The sequence below is a fragment of the Streptomyces canus genome (assembly GCF_030815415.1).
Lineage (GTDB): Bacteria > Actinomycetota > Actinomycetes > Streptomycetales > Streptomycetaceae > Streptomyces > Streptomyces canus_F.
Genome location: NZ_JAUSWW010000001.1, coordinates 2,563,010 through 2,587,712, shown reverse-complemented (window position 1 = coordinate 2,587,712; position 24,703 = coordinate 2,563,010). Strand labels below are relative to the sequence as shown.

Genomic DNA, 24,703 nt, shown 5'->3' with positions numbered 1-24,703 from the left:
CGAACCTCAGCTCTTCACCAGCAGACCGCGACTGCGCAGCACCCGCCGCTCCAGGGGGCTGAAGATCAGCAGGTCGACGGCGATACCGACGAACAGGATCAGGAAGATGGCCTCGAAGATCATCGACATGGAGCTGGCGTTGCGGCCGTTCTCCAGCAGCGCGCCGAGACCGATGCCCAGATCGGGTGAGGAGACGATGATCTCCGCCGCCATCAGCGAGCGCCAGGAGAACGCCCAGCCCTGCTTCAGACCGGCCAGATAGCCCGGCAGCGAGGCCGGCAGGACGATGTGCCAGGCACCCTTCCACCCGGTCGCGCCCATCGTGCGGCCCGCCCGCAGGAACAGCGGCGGCACCTGGTCGATGCCGGAGACCAGACCGTTGGCGATGGACGGGACCGCGCCGAGCAGGATCACCGCGTACATCATCGAGTTGTTCAGGCCCAGCCACAGGACCGCCGGCGGCACCCACGCCACCGACGGCAGCGACTGGAGGCCCGACAGGACCGGTCCGATCGCCGCGCGCACGAACTTCACCCGGGCCACGATCAGACCCAGCGGGGTGCCGATCGCCAGCGCCAGCAGGAAGCCGAACAGACCGCGCTCGACGCTGGTCCAGATGTAACCGAGGAGCTTGCCCTTCAGCCAGGCGTCCTTGAACTCGGCGGCCACATCGCCGGGGGAGGGCAGCTTGGTCGGGTCGGTGACGATGTCGAGGGAGATCAGTGCCTGCCAGATCACCAGGACCACGGCAGTCGCGACGAGCGGCGGAAAGATCTTCTCGCGGAAGGTCTGCCGGAACGGCGCCCGGCCCGTGACCTGGGTGTCCAGCGCGTCGAGGCCCGCCTCTACGCTCCCGGCGTCCTGAACCGGTGTCGTGTCAGTGCTGGCCATGACGGCGGATCTCCCCACGCAGTACATCGGTGATCTCAAGGGACAGTTCGGCCACGGGCGCGTCCTCGATACGGCGCGGCTGCGGGATGCCGACCGTCCACTCGCGCGCGATCCGGCCGGGGCGCGACGACAGCAGGATCACGCGCTGCGCGAGCCGCACCGCCTCGCGCACGTTGTGCGTGACGAACAGGACGGAGACTCCGGTCTCCTGCCAGATACGGGTGAGCTCGTCGTGCAGCACGTCCCGCGTGATGGCGTCGAGAGCCGAGAACGGCTCGTCCATCAGCAGCAGGCTGCTCTCCTGGCCGAGGGCCCGGGCCAGCGCCGCGCGCTGGCGCATACCGCCCGACAGCTCGTGCACCCGCTTGCCGTACGCGCCCTGCAGCCGCACGAGTTCGAGCAGCGACTCGGCCTTCTCGCGCCGCTCGTTCTTCGGAACTCCCCTGAGCTTGAGGGCGAGTTCGATGTTCTTGCCCGCCGTCAGCCACGGCAGCAGAGCGTGTTCCTGGAACATCAGGGCCGGGCGCCCGTCCGTCTTGATGCTGCCCGCGCTCGGGTCGTCGAGACCCGCGACCAGGTTGAGCAGCGTGGACTTGCCACAGCCGGAGGCCCCCAGGAGGGTGACGAACTCGCCCGGCGCGACATCGAGGGTGATGTCGTCGAGGACGAGCTGCTGCCCGGCGGGACCGGCGAAGGACTTCGAGACATGCTCGATCCGGGCGGCGTACTCGACTGATTCGGCCTGCTCGGCCTTGGCAACCGCGGTGGCCATGGTCGTCACCTCCTGGGGACTTAGGGGGTCAGGACTTACTTGACGCCGAGACCGGCGTCGTCGACCGTGCTCTCACCCGCGGCCTTGAGGACCTTGTTCAGAAGCGTGAGGTCGTAGATGCCGTCCAGCAGCGGGTCCTCCAGCAGACCGGCCTTCACCGCGTGCTCCGCCTCGGTGTTGAGGGTGGCGGCCAGCGGGTCGTTGGTGAACTGGATGGACTTCCACGCCGGGTCCAGGACGTCCGCCGGGAGCGCCTTGCCCGAGTCGGTCTCCAGCTGCTTGTTCGCCGCGGCCTTGGCCTCGTCCGGGTTGGCGTTGATCCACTTGTTGGATTCGACCGAGGCCTTCAGGACCGCCTCGACGGCCTTCGGGTGCGCCTTGAGGAACTTCTGCGACACGATGATGTTCGTGATCACGAACTTCTTGTCCGGCCACAGGTCCGCCTCGTCGAGCAGCACCTTGCCGCCCTCGGCGACCAGCTTCGACGCGGTCGGCTCCGGCACCCAGGCGCCGTCGATGGAACCGGACTTGTAGGCGTCCGGGGTGACCTTGTTGTCGGTACGGACCACCGACACGTCGCCCTTGCCGCTCTCGGCGTCGACCTTCCAGCCCTGCTCCGAGATCCAGTTGAGGAACGCCACGTCCTGCGTGTTGCCCAGCTGCGGGGTGGCGATCTTCTTGCCCTTGACGTCCTTCAGGGACTTGATCTTCTCCGGGTTGACGACGAGCTTCACGCCGCCGGACGCCGAACCGCCGATGATGCGCAGGTTGGTGCCCTTGGACTTGGTGTAGCCGTTGATCGCCGGGGAGGGGCCGATCCAGCCGATGTCGATGGAGCCGGAGTTGAGCGCCTCGATCTCGGAGGGCCCGGCGTTGAAGGTCGCGTACGACGCCTTGGTGGCGCCGAGTTCCTTCTGGAAGAAGCCCTTGTTCGCGCCGACGAGCGCGGTGGCGTGGGTGAGGTTCCCGAAGTAGCCGATCTTGACGGAGTCGAGACCGTCGATCTTCTTCGCCCCCGCGGCGACCTTGGCGGTGTCGTCGTCCTTGGCGTCGGAGCCGTAGCCGCAGGCGGCGAGGGTGAGAAGGGGGAGCGCGGCTATGACCGCGAGGGTGCGGCGAAGAGCGGATTTTGCAGGCACGGGAGGTGTTCCTCTCGGAGGCCCGGCGGTCACGGTCTCTCAGGTCGTGGCCGGGAGGTCGGCAGGTCTTCGTCTCGTCCGGGACGTCGGGTGGGGGGACGGGGCGCGCAAGCGGTGCGCGTACGTCAACGCACACATCGCGCCACTCCGCCCTGCCCGCTGCCGAGCGCACCGCTGCCGACGCGGCCGCCCTCCTTCGCGAACGTGGAGTAGATGTCGGGAGAGTTCATGTCAGAAGTCCCACCCGTCGTCCTCGGACGCGTCCTTGACGGGTTCCGGGGACGCGAACGACTCGCCGACCATGCCCGCGGTGAGCGTGGTGCCGTCGTTGGGGTCGATCAGGATGAACGAACCGGTACGCCGGGAGTCCGAGTAGGAGTCCACCGGCAGCGGCTCCGCGGTGCGGACCTTCACCCGGCCGATGTCGTTGGCGACGAGCTGTCCCGGGTGCGGGTGCAGGGACAGGTCGTCGAGCGTGAGACGGGACGGGATGTCCTTGACGATCGCCTTCACCGTGCGGGTGCCGTGCTTGAGCAGCACCCGGTGACCGACGGTCAGCGGCGCGTCGGCCACATGGCAGACGGTCGCCTCGATGTCCTGGGTGGTCGGCGGGGCGTCCTTGCTGGGCACGATCAGGTCGCCGCGCGAGATGTCGATGTCGTCCTCCAGGAGGACCGTCACCGACTGGGTCGTCCAGGCGATGGAGACCGGCTCGCCGAGCAGGTCGATGCCGGAGATCTTCGAGCTGCGGCCCGAGGGCAGCACGGTCACCGACTCGCCGACACGGAACGAACCGGCGGCGATCTGACCGGCGTAACCGCGGTAGTCGGGGTGCTCGGCGGTCTGCGGACGGATCACGAACTGCACGGGCAGCCGCGCGTGGCAGTGGCTCAGGTCGTGGATGACCGGGACCGTCTCCAGGTGCTCCAGGACGGTGGGGCCGCCGTACCAGTCCATGTTCGCGGACGGCTCCACCACGTTGTCACCGGCGAGCGCCGAGATCGGGATCGCGGTGACCTCCGGGACGCCCAGTTCGAGCGCGTACGCCGTGAACTCCTCGGCGATCGCGGCGAACACGGACTCCTGGTAGTCGACCAGGTCCATCTTGTTCACGGCGAGGACCACGTGCGGCACCCGCAGCAGCGCCGCGAGGGCGGCGTGCCGGCGGGTCTGCTCGACGACACCGTTGCGGGCGTCGATCAGGATCACCGTCAGCTCGGCCGTGGAGGCACCCGTCACCATGTTGCGGGTGTACTGCACGTGCCCCGGGGTGTCCGCGAGGATGAACCGGCGCTTGGCGGTGGCGAAGTAGCGGTACGCCACGTCGATGGTGATGCCCTGCTCGCGCTCGGCCCGCAGACCGTCCGTCAGCAGTGCGAGGTCCGGGCCTTCCTGGCCGCGCGAGGCGGAGGCGCGCTCCACGGCCTCCAGCTGGTCGGTGAGGACCGACTTGGAGTCGTGCAGCAGCCGGCCCACCAGCGTGGACTTGCCGTCGTCGACGGAGCCGGCGGTGGCGAACCGCAGGAGCGTGGTCTCGGAGAGTTCCGTGGTCGTGCTCATGCTTAGAAGTACCCCTCGCGCTTACGGTCTTCCATCGCGGCCTCGGACATCTTGTCGTCGGCGCGGGTCGCGCCCCGCTCGGTGAGCCGGGAGGCGGCGATCTCGACGATGACGTCGTCCAGCGTCACCGCGTCCGAGTCGACCGCGCCGGTGCAGGACATGTCGCCGACGGTCCGGTAGCGCACGAGGCGCTTCTCGACCGTCTCGCCGTCCTTGGGGCCGCCCCACTCGCCGGGAGTCAGCCACATGCCGGAGCGCGAGAACACCTCACGCTCGTGCGCGAAGTAGATCTCCGGCAGCTCGATGCCCTCGCGGGCGATGTACTGCCAGACGTCCAGCTCGGTCCAGTTGGACAGCGGGAAGACGCGGACGTGCTCGCCGGGGGCGTGCCGGCCGTTGTAGAGGTTCCACAGTTCGGGACGCTGGCGGCGGGGGTCCCACTGGGAGAACTCGTCCCGCAGGGAGAACACCCGCTCCTTGGCGCGGGCCTTCTCCTCGTCGCGCCGGCCACCGCCGAAGACGGCGTCGAACTTGTCCGCCTGGATCTTCTCCGTCAGCGGGAGGGTCTGGAGCGGGTTGCGGGTCCCGTCCGGGCGCTCCTTGAGGACACCGCGGTCGATGTAGTCCTGCACGGAGGCGACATGCAGCCGCAGACCGTGCCGCTCGACGGTGCGGTCGCGGTACTCCAGGACCTCGGGGAAGTTGTGCCCGGTGTCGACGTGCAGCAGCGAGAAGGGGATCGCCGCGGGGGCGAACGCCTTCAGCGCCAGGTGCAGCATGACGATGGAGTCCTTGCCGCCGGAGAACAGGATCACCGGCCGCTCGAACTCGCCCGCCACCTCGCGGAAGATGTGCACGGCCTCGGATTCGAGGGCGTCCAGGTGGGAGAGGGCGTACGGAGCGTCCGTACCCTCCTCCACCGCCGCAACGGTCGTCGTCATGCCAGTCCCCTCTCGGTGAGCAGCGCGTGCACAGCCGCCGCGGACTCCTGGACGGTCTGGTCCTGCGACTCGATCCGCAGGTCGGGCGAGTCGGGCTCCTCGTACGGGTCGTCGACGCCGGTCAGCCCGGTCAGCTCGCCCGCGGCCTGCTTGGCGTACAGACCCTTCACATCGCGTACGGAGCACACCTCGACCGGAGTGGCCACGTGGATCTCCAGGTACGCCGCCCCGCTCTCCTGGTGACGCTTGCGCACCGCCTCACGGCTGTCCGCGTAGGGCGCGATCACCGGGACGAGCGCCTTGACGCCGTTGCGGGCGAGTAGTTCGGCGAGGAAGCCGATGCGCTGCACGTTCGTGTGCCGGTCCTCGCGGCTGAAGCCGAGGCCCGCCGAGATGAACTCGCGGATCTCGTCGCCGTCGAGCACCTCGACGAGATGGCCCTCCTCGCGCAGCCGGCCTGCCAGCTCGTACGCGATGGTGGTCTTGCCGGCACTCGGCAGACCCGTGAGCCAGACGGTGGCTCCGGTCGTCACGTGCAACTCCTTCTCGGTGATGGTCATTCGTGCAACCCGCACTCGGTCTTGCCGCGGCCCGCCCAGCGCCCGGCGCGCGCGTCCTCGCCCTCCAGGACCCGGCGGGTGCAGGGGGCGCAGCCGACGGAGGCGTAGCCGTCCATCAGCAGCGGGTTGGTGAGGACGCCGTGTTCGGCGACGTACGAGTCCACGTCGTCCTGGGTCCAGCGGGCGATCGGGGAGATCTTGACCTTCCGGCGCTTCTCGTCCCAGCCGACGACCGGGGTGTTCGCCCGGGTCGGGGACTCGTCGCGGCGCAGCCCGGTCGCCCAGGCCAGGTAGTCCTTCAGGCCCCGCTCCAGCGGCTCGACCTTGCGCATCTTGCAGCACAGGTCGGGGTCGCGGTCGTGCAGCTTCGGGCCGAACTCGGCGTCCTGCTCGGCGACCGTCCGCGTCGGCGACAGCGTGATGACGTTGACGTCCATCACGGCCTCGACCGCGTCGCGGGTGCCGATGGTCTCCTCGAAGTGGTAGCCGGTGTCGAGGAAGACGACGTCCACGCCCTTGCGGACCCGGGACGCCAGATGGGAGACGACCGCGTCCTCCATCGAGGAGGTCACGCAGAAGCGTGCCCCGAAGGTGTCGACGGCCCACTGGAGGATCTCCAGCGCGGAAGCGTCCTCCAGGTCGCGGCCCGCCTGCTCGGCGAGCGTCCTGAGATCGTCGGTGGTGCGCTCTTCCTGAATCGCGGTCATATCTGATCTCCCCCTGCGTCGGAGTGCTGAAGGCCCCGGGCGAGCAGCCCGAGGAACTTCAACTGGAATGCGCGGTTGCACGCCGCGCATTCCCAGGCGCCATGAGACTGCTCGCTCGGACGGAGGTCCTCGTCGCCGCAGTAGGGGCAGTAGAAGGGGGCGGCCCGCTCGCTCATACTGCGTCCTTCGTTTCGTTCGCTGCGCTCACGAAAGGGCCTCCTCGCTGGCACGCGAGGCCCAGGCGGCGAAGCGCTCGCCCTCCTCGCGCTCGGCCTGGAACCGCTTCAGGACCCGCTCGACGTAGTCGGGCAGTTCCTCGGAGGTGACCTTCAGACCACGCACCTTGCGGCCGAACCCGGCCTCCAGGCCGAGGGCGCCGCCCAGGTGCACCTGGTAGCCCTCGACCTGCTCGCCCTGGTCGTTGAGGACCAGCTGGCCCTTGAGACCGATGTCCGCCACCTGGATACGGGCGCAGGCGTTCGGGCAGCCGTTGAGGTTGATGGTGAGCGGCTCGTCGAACTCCGGGATCCGGCGCTCCAGTTCGTCGATCAGCTGCGAGCCGCGCGCCTTGGTCTCGACGATGGCGAGCTTGCAGTACTCGATGCCGGTGCAGGCCATGGTGCCGCGCCGGAACGGAGAGGGCTTGGCGGTGAGGTCGAGCGCCTCCAGGGCCTCGACGAGCGGCTGGACCTGCGCCTCCTCGACATCGAGGATGATCATCTTCTGCTCGACGGTGGTCCGGACCCGGCCCGAGCCGTGTGCCTCCGCGACCTCGGCGATCTTCGTCAGCGTGGCGCCGTCGACACGGCCGACGCGCGGGGCGAAACCGACGTAGAACAGGCCGTCGTTCTGGCGATGCACGCCGACGTGGTCGCGCCAGCGGCCCGAGGGCTCGGCGGGCGCGGGGCCGTCGACCAGCTTGCGCTTCAGGTAGTCGTCCTCCAGGACCTGGCGGAACTTCTCCGGGCCCCAGTCGGCGACGAGGAACTTCAGACGGGCCCGGGTGCGCAGGCGGCGGTAGCCCCAGTCGCGGAAGATGCCGACCACACCGGCCCACACCTCGGGCACCTCGTCCAGCGGAACCCAGGCGCCGAGACGGACGCCGAGCTTGGGGTTGGTGGACAGACCGCCGCCGACCCACAGGTCGAAACCGGGGCCGTGCTCGGGGTGCTCGACACCGACGAAGGCGATGTCGTTGATCTCGTGGACCACGTCGAGGAGCGGGGAGCCGGAGATCGCCGTCTTGAACTTGCGCGGCAGGTTGGAGAACTCCTTGCTGCCGATGTACCGCTCGTGGATCTCGTCGATGGCCCAGGAGCCGTCGATGATCTCGTCCTCGGCGATACCGGCGACCGGCGAGCCGATGACCACGCGTGGGCAGTCGCCGCAGGCCTCGGTGGTGGACAGGCCGACCGCCTCGAGGCGGTTCCAGATCTCCGGGACGTCCTCGATGCGGATCCAGTGCAACTGGATGTTCTGCCGGTCGGTGACGTCCGCGCTGCCGCGCGCGAACTCCTCGGAGATCTCGCCGATCACCCGCAGCTGCTGGGTGGTGAGGCGTCCGCCGTCGATCCGCACCCGCAGCATGAAGTACTTGTCGTCCAGCTCCTCCGGCTCCAGGATCGCGGTCTTGCCGCCGTCGATCCCGGGCTTGCGCTGGGTGTAGAGGCCCCACCAGCGCATCCGGCCGCGCAGGTCGTTGGGGTCGATCGAGTCGAAGCCCCGCTTGGAGTAGATCGTCTCAATGCGTGTCCGCACATTGAGACCGTCGTCGTCCTTCTTGAACTGCTCGTTGCCGTTCAGCGGGGTGTGGTGTCCCGCGGCCCACTGACCCTCACCGCGGTGACGGCTCACCTTGCGGCGGGGAGTCGTGGCAGCAGGGTTCTGCGGGGTGGCGGCCATGGTTATTCGTCCTTCGGGACAGGCGGGAAAGCGGCTCTGACCTGCGCGTACGGGCGCATACGTGTATGTGCGCAGCATTGCGCAGGAATGAGACCAATGCGGGAGATGTCGGGCGGCGCTGCCCCGTGGCCGGAGGCCACTATCGGATGCAGCGCTAGCGCGCCGGACAGATGGCGCTGGACATGCGGCCGAGGTCGACGTGCCGCCGACTCACCAAGGCAATTCCAGTTCCAGACATGACGGAAGCGTGTCACGGCGATCTGGACACAGTCCAGCTTCGTCCATCATGCGGACAACCTTGTCCCGAAGAGTGAGACAAGGGTGGTCTCGATCACATACCGCGCGCGGAGTCTTGTCCGCGCAGGTCAGACCGGGTAGGCGCCCGGCCAGGGCCCCGGAGCGGCCACATCGGGCTCCTCCTCGACCTTGGTGTCGAAGAGCTTGAAGCCCCGGCGCAGATAGTTGTCCATGGCGTGCTCGCCGTCCAGGCTGCACGTATGCAGCCAGACCCGCTTCGTCGGCGCCAGCCCCGGCCAGCGGTCCGCGAGGTCCCAGGCGCGGGCGGCGCCGTACGACAGCAGGTGGCCGCCGATCCGGCGGCCCCGGAACGCCGGGACCAGTCCGAAGTAGACGATCTCCACGACCCCGTCGTCCTGCGGCTCCAGCTCCACGTACCCCGCGGGCGTGCCCCGGTCGTACGCCACCCAGGTCTCCACGCCGGGCCGGCCCAGGTGCTCCTCCCACTGCCGGTACGTCCAGCCGAGCCGGTCGATCCAGCGGATGTCGCCGCCGACGGAGGCGTACAGAAAGCGGCTGAACTCGGGGGAGGGGACCTCGGAGCGCACGATCCTGACGTCACCGTCCGGCCCGGCGGCCGGGAGGACGTCGGTCGGGTCGGTCTGTTCCAGGGACCAGGTGGTCACGGGGATGTCGGCCATGCCTGCCAGGGAACCATCCGGCCCGATCATCTGTCGAACGGCTCCGTGACCCGCCCGGCGGGCCGTGGTCCTGCCCTAACCCAGCGCTCGGTCGACCGAGGCCAGCGGCATGGCGAACAGCACCCGGCCCGACTGGGACCAGACCTCACCGGTCGCCTCCCAGTAGGAGAGGGACTCCGACTCGGTGCTCCAGCACTGGCGGGTCTCGTCGGTGCCGCACCGGGTGGCCCGCGCGCCGGTCGCGCTCTGCCGCCACAGCGTCCCGTGGCCGCCGTCCGCGTCCGCGGCACGGCCCAGGTACCAGTTCGAGCCGTACGACAGCACGGCGCCGACACCGGCCGCCTTCGTCTCGTACGCCTCGTCGACCCGGGTGTACCCGGCGGGGTCGGTGGTGAGGAGGCCGGCGCGGTCGGAGGCGGCGCTGAAGTCGTAGCGCCACAGCCGGACGTCCCGGTCGTCGTCCCTGGAGACCCACTCGCTCGCGACCAGGCTGTCGGGGGAGGTGCTGCGGTCCAGGGAGAGATAGCCGGGCTGCGCGGCGGCCTTCCCGCCGGCCAGGCTGTAGGTGCCGACCGCGGGCAGGACCCAGCGGCTGCCGTGCGCCGCCCAGCCGCCGTCCACGCGGCCGACGGCGGGGCTGTCCACCGTGGTGCGCTGGACGCGGTCCATGTCGTACACGTACAGGCCCTCGGCGGCGGTCACCAGCAGTTTGTCCTGGTACCAGACCATGCCGGAGACCCGGGAGTCGAGGGCGCGGTAGTCGCGGCCGCCGTCGACCGGGACCGTGAGCAGGACCCAGGAGTAGGTGGGCCGCTCCAGGTCGTTGGCGTCGATGAACGCCACCCGGGCCAGATCATGGGCGCCCTGCGACCAGGCGGAGAGGATCACCCGGTTCTGCCCCCACAGACCGTCGTCGTCCGCGTCGCCCGAGGTGGTGACCGCGCCGGCCCGCCAGGACCGGGTGTCGGCGGCGTCCCAGCAGTACGCGCGGGTGGCGGCCGGCTCGACGGGCAGCGCCTCACGCTCGGTGGGAGCGCAGTCGGCGGCGGTGCGCAGCGTGTGGTCGGCGCTGTCGAGGACCGCGCTGACGCCGGCCGGTGTGCCCATCGCGGAGGAGAGCCGGTCGAGGCTGCGCTGCGGCTCCAGGTGCTCCCGCAGGCGCAGGACGTCCGTCTCGGCGGACGTGGCGAGCGGCTTCAACGCCCCGGGATCGTCGGCGACCGTGGCCTGTGAGGCACTGATCATCGTGGCGGCGGCGGTGAGGGCGAGGGCGGTCCCGGCCAGGAAGGCGCGTGCCGCTCTGCCCCGCTTCTGCCTGCGGTGTCTGCCGCGCTGCATCATGTCGTCCTCCCGAGGCGGGCCAACTGCGCCTGGTGATCCGTACGTTGACGGAGGAGCAGGTGGGGTGGCCCGTAGAGGGATGCTACGGCAGTCGGACCCTGCCGGGGACGAAGACCCCGCAAATATGCGAAAGATGCCGCCTGTTGGGTGCTTCAGGGCAGGTGTGCGGACAACCGCTTGCCGGTCACCGCGGGTGCCGTGGAGTGCGGCAGCAGGTCGTGCGGGTCGGCGGGGCGGAGGACCTCGACCTCCGCACCCTCGCGGAATCGATACGGCCGGTGTTCCAGAAGTCCCCCGAGATACCGGCGGATCCGGGACATCTCCGCGCGCACCGTCACCCTGCGCTCCGGGTCGCCGAACATGTCCTCGGCCAGGCCCGCCGCACTGCGACCGCTCCGGTGCACGGCCAGCAGATACAGCAACTCGGCGTGCCGAGGACTCAGTTCATGGCTCCACGACCCGGCGATCCCGGACACCGTCACCGACCAGCGGCGCGGCTGCGACAGATCCAGGACGATACGGGCGGTGCCCGCCGGCACCGGCTCGGCCGCCGCCCGCACCAGCCAGCCCCCCGCAAGGGGCTCCACCGAGCACAGGCCCAGCGTCGGCAGCCACCGCCGGCCCGCCGTCAGCGACTTGGGCAGCCCGATCCGGTTCTGGTACGGCATCCCGGCCACCGCGGCCGTCCAGCCGTCCCCGTCCACCACCAGGGCCCGGCCGCCGAGCCGTGCCAGCACCGGCGCCCCCACCGCGCGCAGCTGCTCGAGGGAGGCCTGGTGCAGCTCCCGCAGCCGGGCCTCGGCGAGCTTGGCCACCGAGTCGACCCAGGCGAGGGTCGCCGGATGCATCGTGTCCAGCGGCCCGCTCACGTCCACCACACCGATCAGCCGGCCGTCCCGCGGGTCCGTGATCGGCGCCCCGGTGCAGGTCCAGGAGGTCTGCGAACGTACGAAGTGCTCGGAGGCGAAGACCTGCACCGGTCGGCGGGCCACCACCGGGGTGCCGATGCCGTTGGTGCCGATGACGCTCTCCCGCCAGTCCGCGCCGAGTTCGAAGCCGGTCCCGTCGGCCTTGCGCAGCACCGGGGAACTGCCCTCCCGCCACAGCACCCGGCCGTCCTCGTCGGCGACCACCATGATGTGGTGGGCGGCGTCCGCGACCGACACCAGCCCCTGCCGCAGCACCGGCAGGACGTGCCGCAGCACCGAGGTCTCCCGCCGCCGCAGCACCTCCTCCCGGGACAGCAGCCCGCTCCGGAAGTCATGGTCGGGATCGACCCCGCCGCGCAGCATCCGCCCCCAGGACTGCTCGATCACCGGACGGGGTGCGACCGGGGCCCGCTGCCCGGAGAGCGTGGCGGAGCGCACGTCGCTGAGCACCCGTGCCGCACGCGCCGCGTCCACGGCGGCGAGCTGGGTGACGTCCGTCAGCGGGTGCGCCACGGGATCCTCCCGGATGAAGGGCTGATGAGGGGCTGATGAAGGGCTGCGGACAACCGGTTCCTCGTCGCCTTTCGGCCACGTGTACGACGTCCGTCCTGACTGTCCGTCTCATAGTGCCTTTCGGCCCTCGCGGAGGGACACAGTCCGGCCACAGTCAGCAGCAAGTTGCAACCCCCTGCAACCCTGGTGGACGGCCAGGCCTTGTTTGAAACTTGAGCGACGCCGTCCCGAGCGGCGTTCGCGGCCTCGAACGGGCCAAGGCGGGGGTGGTGCCGTGTCGGCGCAGCACCACCCCCTACCTCCGGCGGTCGGGCCGTTTTCGCGGTAGGGGGTGCCGGGTTGATGCGCGGTGGCGTCCGCGGGTGGTTCGTGGTTGCTCGCGCGGTTCCCCGCACCCCTGGACGGTCAGGCCTGCGGCCTTGACCGGTCCACCACCGATGCCAGATCCAGCGTCGGGGGCAGGGTGCCGAAGGTCGAGCCGCCGTCTCCGCCCAGGCGGGACGCGCAGAATGCGTCGGCTACCTCCGGTGGTGCGAAACGGACCAAGAGCGAGCCCTGGAGCACGAGGGCGAGTCGCTCGGTGAGTCGTCGGGCTCGGGCCTCGATGCCCTCCAGGTCGGCCAGTTCCGTCAGGAGGTTCTTGATCGCGCCGTCCAGGCGGTGGTCGGCGCCGCGGGCCTTGCCGACCTCCTGGAGGTAGGCGTTGAGGGCCAGGGGCTCTCGTTGCAGGGTCCGTAGGACGTCCAGGGCCTGGATGTTGCCCGCGCCCTCCCAGATCGAGTTGAGCGGGGATTCACGCACCAGCCGGGGCATGCCGGATTCCTCGACGTAGCCGTTGCCGCCCAGGCACTCGGCGGCCTCCAGCGTCACCGGGGGGCAGCGCTTGGTCACCCAGTACTTGGCTGCCGGCACCGCGATCCGCAGGAAGGCCCGCTCCTGCTCGCCGCCGTCGTCGTAGGCCGCCGCGAGCCGCAGCGCGAGGGTGGTCGCCGCCTCGGACTCCAGGGCGAGATCGGCCAGCACGTTGCGCATCAGAGGCTTGTCGACGAGCTTGCCGCCGAAGGCCTCGCGGTACGTGCAGTGGTGGACGGCCTGGGTGACGGCCTGCCGCATCAGACCCGCCGAACCGAGCACGCAGTCGAGCCGGGTCGCCGCGACCATCTCGATGATGGTCCGCACCCCCCGGTCCTCCTCACCGACCCTGCGTGCCCAGGTGCCGTCGAACTCGACCTCGGCGGAGGCGTTGGAGCGGTTGCCGAGCTTGTCCTTGAGGCGCTGGATACGGAACGGGTTGCGGGTGCCGTCGTCCAGGACGCGCGGGACGAGGAAGCAGGTGAGGCCCTCGGGGGCCTGGGCGAGGACGAGAAACCCGTCCGACATGGGGGCCGAGCAGAACCACTTGTGGCCGGTCAGCTCGTAGGTGCCGTCCTCGGCCAGCGGGGTGGCCCGGGTGGTGCCCGCCCGTACGTCGCTGCCGCCCTGCTTCTCCGTCATCCCCATGCCGAACAGGGCGCCCGCCTTCTGATGCGCGGGGCGCAGCTCACGGTCGTAGACCACCGAGGTCAGACGAGGCTCCCAGTCCTCGGCGAGGACGGGGTCCGTGCGGAGCGCGGGGACGGCGGCGTGGGTCATCGACAGGGGGCAGAGGTTGCCGGCGTCGACCTGGGTCCAGATCAGGAACGCGGCGGCTCGGCGGACGTGGCCGGCGGGGCGGGTCCAGGCGGCCGTGAGGCCGGCGGAGACGCCCTTGCCGAGGAGGCGGTGCCAGGCCGGGTGGAAGTCGACCTCGTCGATGCGGTGGCCGTAGCGGTCGTGGGTCCTCAGACGGGGCGGGTTCTCGTTGGCCTGTGCGCCCCATTCCTGGACCTGGGCGGAGCCGGAGGTTTTGCCGAAGGCGGCCAGTTCGCTTCGGACGTCGTCCAGGTGTACGGGGTCCACATGCCGTTCCACGGCCGCCACCAGGGCTTTGTCGGCTGTGTAGACATCGTGGCCGATCAGGGGTGGGGGCTGGTTGGTCACGGTGTGCGTGCTGCCTGCCATGTGGGGAACCTACCCGCCGCGGGCGCGTGAAGTCGTTCGGCGGGTGGGGGCGGTCGTGGCTTGTCGCGCTCACGTGGCGGCAGCCGCACATCGATACAGCCCCGCGCCCGCCCGGGATCGCCCGGTCCAGGGCGATCGCCAGCTTCACGGCGGCCATAAGTGACCGAACATTTAGGACAACGTAGACATGACAGGAAAACGGTTCGAATCGCCTACGTGCTCACACACGCCCGACGCCCACCCGGGGGATGAGCGCAGCCTCCCGCGACGGATACCTTTAGGGCGTGCAGCCAGCAAGTGAATCCCCCCAGCGGCATCCCTCCGGCCGCCTCCACCGGGCGCGTGCCCTCTATCGGGACGTCTCCAAGCGCAGGACCGCGTGGCTGCTGCTCAAGGACACCGTCAACTCGTGCATGGAGTACCGCATCCTGGGCCTCGCGGCCGAGGCCGCGTTCTTCACGCTGCTGTCCGTGCCGCCGCTGCTGCTCAGCATGATCGGCCTGCTCGGCTACGTCGACGACTGGACCGGCACCGACAGCATCAGCAGCCTGGAGGCCAACCTCCTGGAGGCCTCGCGTACCGTCCTGTCCGACAAGGGCGTGCGGCAGATCGCGCAGCCGATCCTCGACGACGTGATGAACGGCGGCCGCCCCGACGTCATCTCCATAGGCTTCCTCTTCGCCCTGTGGTCCGGCTCGCGCGCGGTCAACGTCTTCATCGACACCATCACCGTCATGTACGGCCTCGACGGCGTCCGGGGGATCGTCAAGACCCGACTGGTGGCGTTCCTGCTCTTCCTCGCGGCCCTGCTGATCGGCTCCATCGCGCTGCCGCTGATGGTCGCGGGCCCGGACGCGGTGGTGCGGATCGTTCCGTGGTCGGAGACCCTCGTGCAGATCCTGTACTGGCCGGTGGTGATGGTCCTGTCGATCGCCTTCCTGACCACGCTCTACCACGTGTCCGTCCCCGTGCGCTCCCCCTGGATCGAGGACGTGCCCGGCGCACTGGTCGCCCTCGCCATGTGGGTGCTCGGCAGCTTCCTGCTGCGCATCTACCTCACGAACACCATCGAGGGCGCCTCGATCTACGGCTCCCTCGCCGCCGCCGTCGCCGTGATGCTGTGGATCGGCGTCTCCGCCTTCGCCGTCCTCGTCGGCGCCGCGGTCAACGCCGCGATCGACCGCGTCTGGCCGGCCGCCGCGACGGCGGCGGCCCGCGCCGCGAACGAGCGGGTCCGCGAGGCACAGGTCGCCGAGTACGTCGCACGAGCCGCGGCCCACCACAAGATCGACCCGGAGGACCCCGACATGCCGTCGGAGTTCCCCGAGCGATGGTCGCGGTTCCTGCCGCCGGAGGACGTGACGGCGAGACTGCGAGCCCACGCGAAGAGCACGCACCCCCCGCACAAGGAGGACGGTTCCTAGAAGTCGCCGGGCTGCCGGGTGTGCCCGGGGGCCCGGGGCTGTACCGATGTGCGGCTACCGCCGGGTGGGCGCGACCGGCCACGATGAACCGGCACCCGGCGGGGCTCCCGCACCCCCGCGGCGCTACCCCTTCCAGACCCCCGCCGCCGCGGCCTCCCGCACAAAGTCCCCGAAGTCCCGAGGCGCACGCCCCAGCACCTCCCGGACCCCGTCCGTGAGACGCGCGTTCCGCCCGTCGAGCAGCCCCTCGAACACCTCCACCAGGAACTCCGCCTCCTCCGGCGGCACCCCGAACCCCACCAGCGCGTCCCCGTAGTCCCGCGCCGGAACCGGGATGTACGCCAGTTCCCTCCCGGTGGCCCCGGAGATCTCCGCGACCGCCTCCCGGAACGACAGCAACCGCGGCCCCGTCAGCTCCAGCGTCCGCCCCACATAGGCGTCCCCGGACGTCAACGCCACCGCGACCACGTCCGCGATCGGCCGTGGGGACCAACGGAACAGCCAGTATCGGTGAGATTGATCATGGACCCCGAAGGTTGATCCACTAGCACAGGCCACCCGCCTCGGCTGGGGGTTCACCGCAAGATCCGCGCTCGCTCGTGGCGGGTGGTTACGTCCGCCGCATGCCAGTCGAATTTCTGACCGATGAGCAGGCCGAGGCGTACGGAAGGTTCTGCGAGGAGCCGACACGGCCCGAATTGGAGCGGTTCTTCTTCCTGGACGACGTGGACCGGGACCTGATCGCGCTGCGGCGTACGAAGCACCACCAACTCGGGTTCGCGCTACAGATGTGCACGGTGCGGTATGCGGGGCTGTTCCTGGGTGAGGACCCCTTGGATGTGCCGTGGTCGGTGGTCGAGCATCTGGCCGAACAGCTGGGCATCGAGGACGCGTCGTGCGTGAAGCGATACACGGAGCGGCGGCAGACGGTGTACGACCACGCGTGGGAGATACGTGACGCGTACGGCTATCACGCGTACGAGGACCATGAGATGGGCCGGAAGTTCCGGGCGTTCCTGCATGGGCGGGCGTGGACGGCGCATGCGGAGGGGCCGAAGGCTCTGTTCGACCACGCGGTGGGCTGGCTGCGCCGGAACCGGGTGCTGCTGCCGGGTGTGTCAGTGCTGGCGCGGGAGGTGGCGGAGGTCCGCCGTATCGCGGAGAAGCGGCTGCACACCACGGTCGCGAAGGCCGCCCGGCGGGCGGACCTGTCGTTGGCGGGGGACTTGGTGGCGCTGCTGAAGACGCCGGAGGGCAAGAGGTACTCGTACCTGGAGCAGCTGCGCCAGCCGCCGACGCGGACCACGGGCACCGCGATGAGGAACGCGCTCCAACGGATGGATGAGATTGCCGCGTACCGGCTGGGGCGGGTGAAGCTGAACAAGGTCCCGCCGAACCGGCTGGCCTCTTTGGCCCGGTACGGGCTGGGCACGAAGGCGGCGAAGCTGGAGCGGACCTCGGAGCCGAAGCGCACGGCGATGCTCACCGCGGTGATGCGGCACCTGGAGGCCAAGGCGATCGACGACGCGCTGGACCTGTTCGAGATCCTGATGGCGACAAGGCTGATCAGCACCTCGAAGCGGGCCACGGACAAGGAACGCCTGTCCACGCTGCCGCAGCTGGAGAAGGCTGCCAGGATCACGGCCAGGCTCTCGAAGGTGGTCATCGAGGAGCTGGAGCTGCTGGAGGAGACCGGCTGCGATCCAGATCGGGCCGCGTTGTGGCGGGCGCTGGAGGAGATCGCGCCACGGGCCGTGCTGTCCAGTGCGGCGGCCACGGTGGTGCGCCTGGTCCCGGAGGATGACGACTCGGCGGAGATCGCCATGCGCAACGCCCTGGCGCTGCGCTACAACACCGTCAAGCCGTTCCTGGCCCTGCTGGGCGAGACCTCGGCGCTGGGGGCTGCGACCGGGGGCAAACGGGTGCTGGCGGGGGTGAGGCGGCTGCCCGCCCTGGCGAGGCGTCGGGTGAGCGAGAAGCCGCTACTGCCGCGGGAGATCGACGACAAGCTGGTGCCGCCGGTGTGGCGCAAGGCGGTGTACGCGAACGCCGAGCTGCCGGAGGGGGCGGTGGACCGCGACGCGTACGTGGTGTGCGTGCTGGAGCAGCTCTTCCGCGCCCTGAAGCGCCGGGATATCTTCGCCTCCCCCTCACACCGCTGGTCCGACCCGCGCGCCCGCCTGCTGGACGGCAAGGAGTGGGAGGCCGTACGTGACGACGTCCTGGCGGGGTTGAGCCTGGATGCGGACGCCGAGCAGCACCTGAAGGACCTGGTCGCCGTGCTGGACGCCGCGTGGAAGCAGATGGCCGAACGCCTGGAGGAGGCCGGCGACGACGCGAAGATCAGCATCGAGGTACAGCCCAACGGGCGGGCGAAGCTGAACGTGGAGAAGCTCCACGCGCTCGGTGAGCCGAAGTCACTGAACTGGCTGCGCAAGCGGGTCGAGAAGATGCTCCCGAAGGTCGACCTGCCGGACCTGCTGTTCGAGGTGCACGCCTGGACCGGCTTTCTGGATGCCTTCGTGCACCTGGGCGACGGCAAGACCCGGATGAAGGACCTCGCGACCTCGGTGGTGGCCCTGCTCGTGAGCGAGAGCTGCAACATCGGGATGACCCCGGTCATCAGCCCGAACATCGAGGCGCTGACCCGCTCCCGCCTGGTCCACGTCGACCAGTACTACCTGCGCGCCGACACCATCGCCGCGGCCAACGCCGCCCTGATTGAGGCCCAGGCGAAGGTGCCGATCGTCAAGTTCTGGGGCAACGGGCTGCTCGCCTCCGTCGACGGCCTGCGCTTCGTCGTCCCCGTCCGCACCATCAACGCCGCTCCCTCGCCGAAGTACTTCGCGAAGAAGAAGGGCATCACCTGGCTCAACGCGATCAATGATCAGGTGGTCGGGATCGGGCAGATGGTGGTTCCCGGCACCCCAAGCGACTCGCTGTTCATCCTGGACGCACTGCTGAATCTGGACGGCGGGGTGAAGCCGGAGATGGTCGCCACCGACAACGCGTCCTACTCCGACATGGTGTTCGGCATCTTCAAGATGCTCGGCTACCGCTTCTCCCCGCGCTTCAAGGATCTCCAGGACCAGCGGTTCTGGAAGGCCCAGATGCCCGGCGCCGAGCAGGTGGGCGGGTACGGGCCGCTGGAGTCCCTCGCGCGCAACAAAGTGAACGTGAAGAAGGTGATCACGCACTGGCCGGACATGCTGCGGGTGGCCGGCTCCCTGGTCACCAACCAGGTCCGTGCCTACGATCTGCTGAGGATGTTCGGCCGCGAGGGCCACCCGACCCCGCTCGGCGCGGCGTTCGCCGAGTACGGGCGGATCGCCAAGACCCTGCACCTGCTCGCCGTCGTCGACCCCGTGGACGACACCTACCGGCGTCAGATGCACAAGCAGCTCACCGTCCAGGAGTCCCGTCACAAGCTCGCCCGCGACATCTGCCACGGCAAGAAGGGCACCATCCACCAGGCGTACCGGGACGGGATGGAAGATCAGTTGGGCTCGTTGGGTCTCGTCTTGAACGCCGTGGTCCTCTGGACGACGCGGTACATCGACGCCGCGGTCGCTCAGCTCCGTGCTGAGGGCCACGAGATCCGCGACGAAGACGTGGCCCGGCTGTCCCCGCTCAAGCACAGGAATCTCAACGTGCTGGGCCGCTACAGCTTCACCGCCTCCACCCCGGCCGCCGGGTCCCTGCGCCCGCTGCGCGACCCGGACGCGGTCGGCCTGGACGACGAAGACGGTGCCGATCAGTGAGCCCGTCGGGTCCGGCTCGTCAGCTGTTCCCCGTGGGACTGAGCCCGGAACTGTGGGCAAGCGTCGCAAGCATCAGCGCTGAGTCCGCATGGAGCGTGATGCGCACCGGTGTGAAGGTGGTGGCGTCCACCGGCGACTCCCCGGTGCCGGGATTGCGGGCGTAGCGCGGATGGGCGCCTCCGCTGATCTGCCAGCGTATGCGGTGACCGACGGCGAAGCGGTGGGCGGTGGAACTCATCGGCACGGTGATGCGCGAGGGCGCCTGTTCGGCTGTCCGAAGCCGGCCCAGCCCGTCGCAGATGTTGACGGAGCGGCCTTGTGCGTCCACATCGCACAGGCGGGTGAAGACGTCGGCGTGGCCGGTGTCCGTGGAGATCCTCAACCGCGCGGAGACCGGGCCGAGGATGTCCACGGGCTCGGTCAGCGGGGGGCCGGTGAACGTCAGTACGTCGTCCCGAATCTCCAGAGTGCTGTTGTCGCGAGGACCGGCCGTACGGGAGAGCAGCGGGCCGCCAAGAGAGGGGGTGGGGTCGCCCGGGTCGTAGCGGAACGACGTCAGTGGTGCGGATTCCGTGGGAGCCTGCTGGGTGAGGTGCCCCTGCGCGGTGGGAAACCACGGGCTGACGGCCGTGGCCGGCGGCCAGTCGTCGATGTCCCGCCAATCGTCTTCGCCGCCGACGTGCACGCGCACCCTGGTGGGACGGAGGCAGGAGGGATCGGCGTACAGGTGCGCGCGCAGCCAGGCGAGGCTCTCGGCGAACACCTCGGGCCACCCCTGCTGCAGCGCGGACGTGTGGGTCCAGGGGCCGACGAGCAAGGCGGTCTCGCAGCCGGCCTCACGTAGTCGGCGGTACTGCTCGAAAGTCTGGTCGCCCAACGCATCGTGCCATCCGGTGATCAAACTGGTCGGCACATTCAGCCGCTCCGCCACCGCTGCCAACGACGCACCTTGCCAGTACGCGTCCTTGGCATCCGGGTGCGACATCACGTCGTCCAGCCAGGGCACATCGTCCCCGAGGGCGGACACGTACGCCCCGCGCAGCGGCTGCGCGGTGGTGACATCACGCAGGCGCCGCTGCAGACGCAGCGTCGCCCTCAGAAACGCTGCCATCCCCTGGTGCTGATACGTCATGCCGACGCCGACGGCGAGGGCGTTCTCCAGGCGGAGTGCACCCTGTGCGTGGAACAGGGCGTGAGGATCGTGCAGCCCCACCTGCACCACCATCGCCTTCAGCTCCGGCGGCGGGTCCACGGCGAGGGCCCACTGCACGTAGCCCAGGTAACTGGGGCCGACGGTCCCCAGTGTTCCGTTGAACCAGCTCTGCTCGCGCAGCCAGGACACCGTGGCCTGGCTGTCAGCGACCTCGTTGCGCCACAGATCGAACTCACCGCCGGAGCCACCAGTGCCGCGACAGCTCTGCAGCACCACGTGAAAGCCCTGTTCGGCGAAGAGCACGCCGTACATGGGAGACCACGGCAGGCCCCTGCCGTACGGCGAGCGCACCAAGAGGGTGGGGAAGTCGCCCTCGGCGCGCGGGAAGTAGTGGTCCGTGATCAGCGGGCTGCCGTCGGCGGCCGGCACCAGCAGCCCCGGCTCCCACCCGACATCGTGTCGTTTGGCCGGCAGGCCGCGCCAGGTCGCCCTCATTATCCGTGAGGCCAGTGGCGGCTTACCGGAAGGCGGTGCCCAGGTCGGCCTCGGCGCAGGACCGTGCGTGCGTGATGCCATCGTTCCCCTCCTCAATATCCGTACGATGTACGAGAATAGAGGATGCTTGGATGAGGCCCGCAAGGGCCGCCTCGATCAAGGGAGGGAGCGCGGACCATGCCCCGTGAAGGAGGGGCCGACCCCCCAGGCGTCGACCCTGAGCAGCTCTGGCTGAGCTCGGCCCGGCCCCGCAGGGGCCGCAAGCCCGCCTACAGCCGAGAGGCGATCACGGCGGCAGCTGTCGCCCTGGCGGATGCGGAGGGGCTCGAAGCAGTCACCATGCGGAAAGTCGCCGCACAGGTCGGAGCCGGCGCCATGTCGCTCTACAGCTACGCCCCCGACAAGGAGACGCTGCTGGAACTGATGGTCGACCACGTCAGCGGCGAACTGCCGACCACGAACACTCCCACCGGCGACTGGCGCGCCGACCTGAAGGCCATCGCTCACCTCCAGCGCGCCCACATGCTGCGACACCCCTGGCTGCCCGCCGCTCTGGCCGCCCGCCGCATCCCCGGCCCCAACACCCTGGCCTTCCTGGAACGCGTGCTCGCCATCCTGCGGCCCACCGGGCTGGACGGTGCGGCGAAGCTGGAGGTCTTCGCCCAACTCACCGCATTCGTGGCCGGGCATGTCGCCCATGAGATTGCGCGGACCGCCGCCTCGCAGTCCCCCGACCGAGCCGCAGCCGAAGCCCGCTACCTCGCGGCTGTCGCCGCGGACGGCTGTCACCCGGAACTCGCCGAAGCCCTCGCCGCCCCCGGACGCCCCCTCACGCCCGAAGCCACCTTCACCCGGTTCCTCAACCGCCTGATCGACGGCCTCGACACCGACTGATCCCACTCCGCCGCACCGTGCCCGTTCTCACAAATGGCCAAATGAGAAGCCGCCGCCACAACCCCGGACAGTGTCCGGTTTATCCGGCCTCCAGGTTCTCAATTGGGTTCTTGAAATGCTTTCTTGAAACCTCGTCCCACCGGTAGTTTTCGAGCATGACTGACGAGGAGTTCGACGCCCCGCCTCTATCGAGCGCCACCCGTGCCCGACCTGTGAGGTACCGGCCGGGTCGGCGTGCCGCACCGGCGCGGGGAAGACCGCGGCGAAGTACCACACCCGCCGCCTCCAGCTCGTGCCCCGCGTCGCCGAGGAACTCCACGTCCTCACCCCGCCCGACCGAGGCCCTGGCAAACGCTGGGTGCTTGGCCCCGAACCCGACGGGGTCGAGCCCACCAAGCCCGCACCGCTCGCGGCGGGGATCACAGCGGTCCGCATCGGCTACGCGCGCTGCTCGACGGCCACCCAAGAACTCCAGTCCCAGCTCGACGCGCTGGAGCCGGTCTGCTTCGAGGTGTTCCACGAGAAGGTCTCCACCCGTGTCAAGGTCTGGCCCGAGTACGAGAAGGCCGTCGCGATGGCCCGCCGCTTCAAACGGCTGCATCCAGAAGTCCAGGTCATCCTGACCGTCCACGAGTTCCGCCGTCTCGGCCGCGGCACCGATCTCCTCGTGACCGTCGAGGACCTGCGCAAGGCCAGCATCGCCCTGGAGTTCCTGAGCGGCCCCATCACCGGCCTGTACGACCCCGGCGACCGACACGGCCAGGGCCCCATCCTCTTCGGCGTCCTCGCCGCCCTCTCCGGCGCCGAACGCACCTACACCCGGGAGAAGACCCTGGAAGGCCAGGAATCCGCCCGCAAGCGCGGCCGGACCGGCGGACGGCCGCCCTCCCTCGACGCCGACCAGATCGAGTACGCCCTCACCCTGCGCGCCAAGGGCACCCCTATGAAGGAGATCCAGCAGAAGACCGTCATCACCCGGGGCAAGCACACGGGAAAGCACCCCAGCCTGCCCACCCTGTACCGCACCCTCGCCGAAGCCGCCGCACAGCGCACGGACACATGACCACGGCCGTGCGCTTGACCTGCTACGCGACCAAGATCAATCTCACCGATACTGGCTGTTCCGTTGGTCCCCACGGCCGGCGATGTCCCGCACATCGAGGAACGGCTCCGCGACCTCACCCGCCGGAAACGCCAGCTCCCCCCGCCGCAACTCCGCCACCAGCGGCCCCTCACTGAAGTTCTGCGAGAGAACCACGACGCCCGTACGACCGTCCACCGCGCCCCCGACGACTTCAACGCCTCCTCCGTCGCCAGCGCCTGCGTCTCACCCCGCGCCGACAGCAGCACCAGCCGCCGTACGCCGAGCCCGACCGCCTCCCGGGCGAGCGCCCCGACACCCTCGGCCGCCGCGGGGGAGCCGACGTCCGACGGGTACATCAGATACGCCGCGTCCGCGTCCCGCAGGGCCTCCGCCCAGGTCGTCGGGTTCTCCCAGTCGAAGCCTTGGGCCCGGGACGCGGCCCGCACCTCGAACCCCGCCGCCCCTACCGCCTGAGCCACCCGGCTGCCCGTACGACCCGAGGCCCCGGTCACCACCACTGTCTTCTTCGCCGTGTTGTCTGCCATGCCTCAAGTCAACGGCCGCACGCCCCAACACCCCATCGCTGAACGGCTCATTCCCATAAGCGGCCGTCTACGCTGGCCGCATGGACGCTCTCGCAGGCCTCTTGGAGGGCCCCCGCGCGCGGGGCGCCTTCATGATCCGAGCGTGTTTCGAACCCCCCTGGTGCGTACGCATCGAGGACCGCGCCCCCCTCACCGTCATGCTCATGATCCGCGGCGAGGCGTGGATCACGCCGGACGCGGGAGAGCGGGTACGGCTACGGGCCGGCGACCTCGCCATCGCCCGCGGCCCCGACCCGTACACCTGCGCCGACGACCCCGGCACGGAACCACAGGCGGTGATCCTGCCGGGCGCCGAGTGCCACTACCCGGACGGGCGTGCCCTGAACGGCTCCATGGACCTGGGCGTGCGGAGCTGGGGCGACCGGCTCGACGGGTCGGCCGTGATGCTGATCGGCACGTATCTGTGGCAGGGCGAGGTCAGCGGGCGACTGCTGGACGCGCTGCCACCGCTGCTCACCCTCACCTCCGACGTGTGGGACTGCCCGCTCACGCCGTTCCTCATGGAGGAGATCGTGCGCGACGAGCCCGGCCAGGAGGTCGTCCTCGACCGGCTGCTCGACCTGCTGGTCATCGCGGCACTGCGGGCGTGGTTCTCCAGGCCCGAGGCGGCGGCACCGGCGTGGTACCGGGCGATGGCGGACCCCGTCGTCGGGCGGGTGCTGCGGCTGGTCCAGGACGACCCGGCCCACCCCTGGACGGTGGCGTCGCTCGCGGCGAAGGCCGGGGTTTCCAGGGCCGCCCTTGCCCGGCGGTTCACGGAACTGGTGGGGGAGCCGCCGATGACGTATCTGACCGGGTGGCGGCTGGCGTTGGCCGCGGATCGTCTTCGGGACAGCGACGCGACGCTCGACGCGATCGCCCGGCAGGTGGGGTATGGGAGTGCGTTCGCGCTGTCCAGTGCCTTCAAGCGGGTGTACGGGGTGAGTCCGCAGGAGCATCGGGGGAGGGTGGCGTAGGAGCGCTGCCGGGTGCGGGTTGTCCGTGGTTGATCGCGCCCACGCGGCGCAGCCGCAGATCGATGCAGCCCCGCGCCCCTGGGTGGGTGCCGCGTAGC

The 24,703-nt window shown here is 69.9% G+C and carries 20 protein-coding genes and 2 pseudogenes; 5 read left to right on the top strand and 17 right to left on the bottom strand.

Annotation, left to right across the window (positions count from 1 at the left end):
- Positions 1 to 6 precede the first annotated feature (6 nt).
- From QF037_RS12025 to QF037_RS11965, 14 genes are all read right to left on the bottom strand, one after another.
- Positions 7 to 891 (bottom strand): ABC transporter permease, encoded by an 885-nt coding sequence (locus QF037_RS12025; protein WP_307024445.1) that lies wholly within the window; start codon positions 889 to 891, stop codon positions 7 to 9.
- Positions 878 to 1,663, bottom strand: a complete 786-nt coding sequence (locus QF037_RS12020) for an ABC transporter ATP-binding protein (RefSeq protein ID WP_307024443.1) — start codon at positions 1,661 to 1,663, stop codon at positions 878 to 880. The genes QF037_RS12025 and QF037_RS12020 overlap by 14 nt, the downstream gene beginning before the upstream one ends.
- A gap of 35 nt (positions 1,664 to 1,698) precedes the next feature.
- Positions 1,699 to 2,802 (bottom strand): aliphatic sulfonate ABC transporter substrate-binding protein, encoded by a 1,104-nt coding sequence (locus QF037_RS12015; protein ID WP_307024441.1) that lies wholly within the window; start codon positions 2,800 to 2,802, stop codon positions 1,699 to 1,701.
- Positions 2,803 to 3,033: 231 nt separating this feature from the next.
- Positions 3,034 to 4,362: a sulfate adenylyltransferase subunit 1 gene (locus tag QF037_RS12010; protein ID WP_307024439.1), complete on the bottom strand. Its 1,329-nt coding sequence runs from the start codon at positions 4,360 to 4,362 to the stop codon at positions 3,034 to 3,036.
- A 2-nt stretch (positions 4,363 to 4,364) separates the two neighbouring features.
- Entirely contained in the window at positions 4,365 to 5,303 is a 939-nt protein-coding gene (gene cysD, locus QF037_RS12005) for a sulfate adenylyltransferase subunit CysD (RefSeq protein ID WP_307024438.1), read from the bottom strand.
- Positions 5,300 to 5,836, bottom strand: coding sequence for an adenylyl-sulfate kinase (gene cysC / locus QF037_RS12000; RefSeq protein WP_307037126.1), 537 nt, complete (start codon positions 5,834 to 5,836; stop codon positions 5,300 to 5,302). The genes cysD and cysC overlap by 4 nt, the downstream gene beginning before the upstream one ends.
- Positions 5,837 to 5,859: 23 nt before the next feature.
- Positions 5,860 to 6,570, bottom strand: a complete 711-nt coding sequence (locus tag QF037_RS11995) for a phosphoadenylyl-sulfate reductase (RefSeq protein ID WP_307024436.1) — start codon at positions 6,568 to 6,570, stop codon at positions 5,860 to 5,862.
- On the bottom strand, positions 6,567 to 6,746 hold the full coding sequence (locus QF037_RS11990; protein ID WP_307024434.1) for a hypothetical protein: 180 nt from the start codon (positions 6,744 to 6,746) through the stop codon (positions 6,567 to 6,569). The genes QF037_RS11995 and QF037_RS11990 overlap by 4 nt, the downstream gene beginning before the upstream one ends.
- A 28-nt stretch (positions 6,747 to 6,774) precedes the next feature.
- Positions 6,775 to 8,472, bottom strand: a complete 1,698-nt coding sequence (locus tag QF037_RS11985) for a nitrite/sulfite reductase (protein WP_307024433.1) — start codon at positions 8,470 to 8,472, stop codon at positions 6,775 to 6,777.
- A 154-nt stretch (positions 8,473 to 8,626) separates the two neighbouring features.
- Positions 8,627 to 8,710 carry a putative leader peptide gene (locus QF037_RS50955; RefSeq protein ID WP_310591794.1) on the bottom strand — a complete coding sequence of 28 codons (84 nt, stop codon included), beginning with the start codon at positions 8,708 to 8,710 and terminating at the stop codon, positions 8,627 to 8,629.
- Between the two features lie 127 nt (positions 8,711 to 8,837).
- Complete coding sequence (locus QF037_RS11980) at positions 8,838 to 9,410, bottom strand: GNAT family N-acetyltransferase (protein ID WP_307024431.1); 573 nt, start codon at positions 9,408 to 9,410, stop codon at positions 8,838 to 8,840.
- A 75-nt stretch (positions 9,411 to 9,485) separates the two neighbouring features.
- Positions 9,486 to 10,751, bottom strand: coding sequence for a hypothetical protein (locus QF037_RS11975; protein ID WP_307024429.1), 1,266 nt, complete (start codon positions 10,749 to 10,751; stop codon positions 9,486 to 9,488).
- 152 nt (positions 10,752 to 10,903) lie between these two features.
- Complete coding sequence (locus QF037_RS11970) at positions 10,904 to 12,193, bottom strand: GAF domain-containing protein (RefSeq protein ID WP_307024427.1); 1,290 nt, start codon at positions 12,191 to 12,193, stop codon at positions 10,904 to 10,906.
- Positions 12,194 to 12,598: 405 nt separating this feature from the next.
- Positions 12,599 to 14,233, bottom strand: coding sequence for an acyl-CoA dehydrogenase family protein (locus QF037_RS11965; protein ID WP_307024425.1), 1,635 nt, complete (start codon positions 14,231 to 14,233; stop codon positions 12,599 to 12,601).
- A gap of 284 nt (positions 14,234 to 14,517) precedes the next feature.
- Between QF037_RS11965 and QF037_RS11960 the strand changes: the two genes are divergently transcribed.
- Positions 14,518 to 15,657 carry a YihY/virulence factor BrkB family protein gene (locus tag QF037_RS11960; protein ID WP_307024424.1) on the top strand — a complete coding sequence of 380 codons (1,140 nt, stop codon included), beginning with the start codon at positions 14,518 to 14,520 and terminating at the stop codon, positions 15,655 to 15,657.
- 123 nt (positions 15,658 to 15,780) lie between these two features.
- On the opposite strand, the pseudogene QF037_RS11955 reads toward QF037_RS11960, so the two are convergent.
- Positions 15,781 to 16,140 (bottom strand): annotated as a pseudogene (locus QF037_RS11955) (NmrA family transcriptional regulator); the annotation flags it as partial.
- 140 nt (positions 16,141 to 16,280) lie between these two features.
- Here QF037_RS11955 and QF037_RS11950 point away from each other — a divergent pair.
- Positions 16,281 to 19,418 carry a Tn3 family transposase gene (locus QF037_RS11950; protein ID WP_307024422.1) on the top strand — a complete coding sequence of 1,046 codons (3,138 nt, stop codon included), beginning with the start codon at positions 16,281 to 16,283 and terminating at the stop codon, positions 19,416 to 19,418.
- Positions 19,419 to 19,437: 19 nt separating this feature from the next.
- Here the strand turns inward: QF037_RS11950 and QF037_RS11945 are convergent, their stop codons facing one another.
- Positions 19,438 to 21,066, bottom strand: a complete 1,629-nt coding sequence (locus tag QF037_RS11945; protein WP_307024420.1) for a CocE/NonD family hydrolase — start codon at positions 21,064 to 21,066, stop codon at positions 19,438 to 19,440.
- A gap of 177 nt (positions 21,067 to 21,243) precedes the next feature.
- On the opposite strand from QF037_RS11945, the gene QF037_RS11940 reads away from it, so the two are divergent.
- Both QF037_RS11940 and QF037_RS11935 read left to right on the top strand, forming a co-directional pair.
- Complete coding sequence (locus QF037_RS11940) at positions 21,244 to 21,960, top strand: TetR/AcrR family transcriptional regulator (RefSeq protein ID WP_307024418.1); 717 nt, start codon at positions 21,244 to 21,246, stop codon at positions 21,958 to 21,960.
- 187 nt (positions 21,961 to 22,147) lie between these two features.
- On the top strand, positions 22,148 to 23,023 hold the full coding sequence (locus QF037_RS11935) for a recombinase family protein (protein ID WP_444972129.1): 876 nt from the start codon (positions 22,148 to 22,150) through the stop codon (positions 23,021 to 23,023).
- 78 nt (positions 23,024 to 23,101) lie between these two features.
- Here QF037_RS11935 and QF037_RS11930 read toward each other — a convergent pair.
- Positions 23,102 to 23,589 (bottom strand): annotated as a pseudogene (locus QF037_RS11930) (SDR family oxidoreductase); the annotation flags it as partial.
- Between the two features lie 80 nt (positions 23,590 to 23,669).
- Between QF037_RS11930 and QF037_RS51450 the strand changes: the two are divergent.
- The gene (locus tag QF037_RS51450) at positions 23,670 to 24,605 is read left to right on the top strand and encodes an AraC family transcriptional regulator (protein WP_307024415.1); all 936 of its coding nucleotides are present in this window, start codon (positions 23,670 to 23,672) and stop codon (positions 24,603 to 24,605) included.
- The last annotated feature ends 98 nt before the right edge of the window (positions 24,606 to 24,703 follow it).

Bases quoted from the DNA above. Each gene is read 5' to 3' on its own strand.
- QF037_RS11995 (WP_307024436.1), bottom strand. From the start codon at position 6,570: ATGACCGCGATTCAGGAAGAGCGCACCACCGACGATCTCAGGACGCTC.
- QF037_RS11975 (WP_307024429.1), bottom strand. From the start codon at position 10,751: ATGATGCAGCGCGGCAGACACCGCAGGCAGAAGCGGGGCAGAGCGGCA.
- QF037_RS11965 (WP_307024425.1), bottom strand. From the start codon at position 14,233: ATGGCAGGCAGCACGCACACCGTGACCAACCAGCCCCCACCCCTGATC.
- QF037_RS51450 (WP_307024415.1), top strand. From the start codon at position 23,670: ATGGACGCTCTCGCAGGCCTCTTGGAGGGCCCCCGCGCGCGGGGCGCC.
- QF037_RS50955 (WP_310591794.1), bottom strand. From the start codon at position 8,710: ATGTCTGGAACTGGAATTGCCTTGGTGAGTCGGCGGCACGTCGACCTC.
- QF037_RS11980 (WP_307024431.1), bottom strand. From the start codon at position 9,410: ATGGCCGACATCCCCGTGACCACCTGGTCCCTGGAACAGACCGACCCG.
- QF037_RS11990 (WP_307024434.1), bottom strand. From the start codon at position 6,746: ATGAGCGAGCGGGCCGCCCCCTTCTACTGCCCCTACTGCGGCGACGAG.
- QF037_RS11945 (WP_307024420.1), bottom strand. From the start codon at position 21,066: ATGAGGGCGACCTGGCGCGGCCTGCCGGCCAAACGACACGATGTCGGG.
- cysD (WP_307024438.1), bottom strand. From the start codon at position 5,303: ATGACGACGACCGTTGCGGCGGTGGAGGAGGGTACGGACGCTCCGTAC.
- QF037_RS11950 (WP_307024422.1), top strand. From the start codon at position 16,281: ATGCCAGTCGAATTTCTGACCGATGAGCAGGCCGAGGCGTACGGAAGG.
- QF037_RS12025 (WP_307024445.1), bottom strand. From the start codon at position 891: ATGGCCAGCACTGACACGACACCGGTTCAGGACGCCGGGAGCGTAGAG.
- QF037_RS12010 (WP_307024439.1), bottom strand. From the start codon at position 4,362: ATGAGCACGACCACGGAACTCTCCGAGACCACGCTCCTGCGGTTCGCC.
- QF037_RS12020 (WP_307024443.1), bottom strand. From the start codon at position 1,663: ATGGCCACCGCGGTTGCCAAGGCCGAGCAGGCCGAATCAGTCGAGTAC.
- QF037_RS11985 (WP_307024433.1), bottom strand. From the start codon at position 8,472: ATGGCCGCCACCCCGCAGAACCCTGCTGCCACGACTCCCCGCCGCAAG.
- QF037_RS11940 (WP_307024418.1), top strand. From the start codon at position 21,244: ATGCCCCGTGAAGGAGGGGCCGACCCCCCAGGCGTCGACCCTGAGCAG.